The sequence below is a fragment of the Neobacillus drentensis genome, from assembly GCF_036962765.1.
Classification (GTDB): domain Bacteria; phylum Bacillota; class Bacilli; order Bacillales; family Cytobacillaceae; genus Neobacillus; species Neobacillus drentensis_C.
In genome coordinates, this window is the sequence record NZ_JBALOS010000221.1 from 3,710 (window position 1) to 7,074 (window position 3,365).

The window sequence follows — 3,365 nt, forward strand, 5'->3', positions numbered from 1 at the left end:
AGCTGTCATTGAGGCAGCTTTTTCTCGTTGACCTACCGGAGTTTAGTTCTAAAAATAAAATGCTATTGACAAAAAAATTTATAAGTATTATTATTATCTCAGATTCAAGATAATTTAATTCAAGATTTTTTTAAGGTGGTGAACTAAATGGAGAGGAAATGCTCGAATTTGCCCTTTCTGATATTAATGCAAACATCTAAAGCCATTCATGATCGAGTAAAGGAAGAAATGACAAAAAACAAGCTTGGTATAACGGAATTTTCTGTTTTAGAGGTACTTTATCAAAAAGGGAAACAAACCATTCAACAAATTGGAAATTGCATATTGGTCTCAAGTGGTTCGATGACCTATGTTATAGATAAACTAGAACAAAGAGGTTTATTAAGCCGTCATGCCTGTCCAGATGATCGCCGGGTGATACATGTGACATTAACTGAGGATGGAAATGAATGGATGAACGACATCATGCCGAAATATCATAAGCTTGTTAATCAAATGTTTGACTCATTAGATTCTGATGAGGCAGAGACATTGGTGCAGCTTTTGAAAAAAGTAAAGAATAAAGTTTAATCTTTCATTTTTTTTAATCCGTTATCTCGAATTCGAGATAAATACCATTTAGGAGGTTTTTAAGATGATAAATATTGGTTTATTAATCATTCGTTTGGTCATTGGTTTACTATTTGTAGGTCACGGTGCTCAAAAATTATTTGGCTGGTTCGGTGGCTATGGATTGAAAGGAACCGGTGGATGGTTTGAATCTATTGGCATGAAACCAGGAGTAACCATGGCTCTTTTCGCAGGGTTAGCAGAATTGATTGGCGGAATTTTGTTTGCATTAGGACTTTTAACTCCACTTGCAGGAATTTTGATTGCAGGGACTATGGCAATGGCGATTGTTAAAGTTCATGCTCCTAACGGATTATGGGCAACAGCTAATGGATATGAATACAACTTAACTTTACTTGCAGTTGCTATTGGTATAGCTTTGGTCGGTCCCGGTCAATATGCTTTAGATTCATTTTTATTCTAAAATATCGGTCTTTTATGAGACCTTTACCTATTACAGGGGAACTTTAATTTCGAACAAAAGAATTAGATTAATATTGTGACAGGAGTGAAATGAGATGGAACTCTTAGGACTACATCATGTATCAATATTAACAGGAAAAGCGGAAATAAATTATGAATTTTATACAAAAATTTTAGGAATGAGATTGGTAAAGAAAACGGTTAACCAAGATAATACAGAATCCTATCATCTTTTCTATGCTGACGCGGAAGGAACCCCAGGAACTGAAGTTACGTTCTTTGATATTCCTCATCTTGGGCAAACATACAGGGGAACTTCAGATATTTCTACTGTATCACTAAGGGTTAGAAATTCAGATTCATTGTTATTTTGGAAAGAGCGTTTTAAACAATTTGGGGTTGAACATGATGATATTCAAAAAAGAGCAAACCGTGATACATTGGCTTTCAGAGATTTCGAGGGGACTCGCTTAATACTGGTAGCCGATAACGGTGAAAAAGGTGTAAGAGCTGGGATTCCTTGGCAAAAGGATCACATTCCACTGGAACATGCCATTATGGGTTTAGGACCTGTAACCCTCACAGTGGCAATTGCTGAACCAACGATCGGTGTTTTAACAGAAGTTATGGGTTTTCGCTTTGCCGGTTCTTATCCTTCACTTGAAGGGGATTATGCAGATATATTGATTTATGTAACTGGAGAAGGGGGCAGCGGTGCGGAAGTTCATATTGAAACAAGACCTGATTTGCCAAGAGTCCGCTTAGGTCGTGGAGGTGTTCACCATGTTGCCTTCCGTGTTCCGAATGAGGAAGAATATGAACAATGGGCAGAGCGTTTGAAAGAATACAGGTTACCGAATTCAGGGAAAGTGGAACGCTATTACTTCAAGGCATTATATTTTAGGGAACCCAATGGTATCTTATTTGAATTATCAACAGATACACCAGGATTTGCGACAGATGAACCAATGGAAACAATGGGGGAAAAACTAGCACTTCCACCATTTTTGGAACCAAATCGAAAAGAGATCGAAGAAAAATTACGGCCATTGATCTTAAATTAAATCTTGGAGGAATATACAATGAACCATCTAAAAGGAATACACCATGTAACAGCTATTACAAGCAGTGCAGAAAAGAACTATGAATTTTTCACTTATGTTTTAGGTATGCGTTTAGTTAAAAAAACAGTAAATCAAGATGATATTCAAACTTATCATCTATTCTTTGCAGATGATAAAGGCAGCGCAGGCACAGACATGACTTTCTTTGATTTCCCCGGCATTCCGAAAGGCGTACATGGTACAAACGAGATTTCAAAGACATCGTTCCGTGTACCAAGTGATGAATCATTAAACTACTGGGTAAAACGTTTTGATCGTTTAGAAGTCAAACATACTGGAATCAAAGAGCAATTTGGCAAGAAAACTCTCTCTTTCATTGATTTTGACGATCAGCAATATCAATTGATTTCAGATGAATCCAATAAAGGGGTGGAATCTGGCACACCATGGCAAAAAGGTCCAATCCCACTGGAATATGCCATTACTGGTTTAGGACCTATTTTTATCCGTACTTCGAACTTTGATTCCTTTAAAGAAATGATGGAAAAAGTCTTATTATTTAAAGAGACAGATAAAGAAGGGTCATTTCATTTATTTGAAGTGGGGGAAGGCGGGAACGGTGCCTCGGTCATTGTAGAATATAATGCCATTCTTCCAGAAGCCCGACAAGGTTTTGGGACGGTTCACCATGCGGCATTCCGTGTAGAGGATCGCTCTGTTTTAGAAGAATGGATTGAACGAATGAATAGTTTTGGATTCCATACATCCGGTTATGTCAATCGTCACTTTTTTGAGTCATTATACGCAAGAGTGGCACCGCAAATTTTATTTGAGTTCGCTACAGATGGTCCTGGTTTTATGGGAGACGAACCTTATGAAACGCTTGGGGAAAAATTATCTTTACCTCCATTCTTAGAGCCTAAACGTTCAGAAATAGAAAAATTAGTTCGTCCAATTGATACAGTGAGAAGTACAAAGGAATTCATCAAAGAATAAAAAGAAAAATATTAAACGAAACCGATATTTACGTTGGAAAGTGGAAAACAGACGCTAAGCAATTTAAGCTTCTTCGACATTAAGACGATGACTTCTGCTCAAAACCCTCATAGTGGTCAAGAACAAACAATTTTATCACTATATACATCCATGTATCACTGGGGAGCAATTGTGGCAACTCCTGGTTAAACTGACCCGGTTACATCGAAAAATCTTAAATGAGTTGCTACGGCAACTCATTTTTCAATATCTTTTTCAACTATAGGGGCAATT

4 protein-coding genes and 1 pseudogene are annotated in these 3,365 nt (G+C 37.3%); all 5 read left to right on the forward strand.

The window, feature by feature from the left end:
• The first annotated feature begins 147 nt into the window (after nt 1-147).
• Entirely contained in the window at nt 148-570 is a 423-nt protein-coding gene (locus V7137_RS23780) for a MarR family winged helix-turn-helix transcriptional regulator (protein WP_335700363.1), read from the forward strand.
• Nucleotides 571-634: 64 nt separating this feature from the next.
• A complete protein-coding gene (locus tag V7137_RS23785; RefSeq protein WP_218350642.1) occupies nt 635-1,033 on the forward strand; it encodes a DoxX family protein in 399 nt (132 codons plus the stop codon).
• A 94-nt stretch (nt 1,034-1,127) separates the two neighbouring features.
• Nucleotides 1,128-2,096, forward strand: coding sequence for a ring-cleaving dioxygenase (locus V7137_RS23790; protein WP_335700364.1), 969 nt, complete (start codon nt 1,128-1,130; stop codon nt 2,094-2,096).
• 18 nt (nt 2,097-2,114) lie between these two features.
• Nucleotides 2,115-3,092, forward strand: a complete 978-nt coding sequence (locus V7137_RS23795; RefSeq protein WP_335700365.1) for a ring-cleaving dioxygenase — start codon at nt 2,115-2,117, stop codon at nt 3,090-3,092.
• 78 nt (nt 3,093-3,170) lie between these two features.
• Nucleotides 3,171-3,278: pseudogene (locus tag V7137_RS23800) on the forward strand (NAD(P)H:quinone oxidoreductase, type IV); the annotation flags it as partial.
• Between the last annotated feature and the right edge of the window lie 87 nt (nt 3,279-3,365).

Coding starts and splice junctions, on each gene's coding strand:
- V7137_RS23780 (WP_335700363.1), top strand. CDS start 148: ATGGAGAGGAAATGCTCGAATTTGCCCTTTCTGATATTAATGCAAACA.
- V7137_RS23785 (WP_218350642.1), top strand. CDS start 635: ATGATAAATATTGGTTTATTAATCATTCGTTTGGTCATTGGTTTACTA.
- V7137_RS23790 (WP_335700364.1), top strand. CDS start 1,128: ATGGAACTCTTAGGACTACATCATGTATCAATATTAACAGGAAAAGCG.
- V7137_RS23795 (WP_335700365.1), top strand. CDS start 2,115: ATGAACCATCTAAAAGGAATACACCATGTAACAGCTATTACAAGCAGT.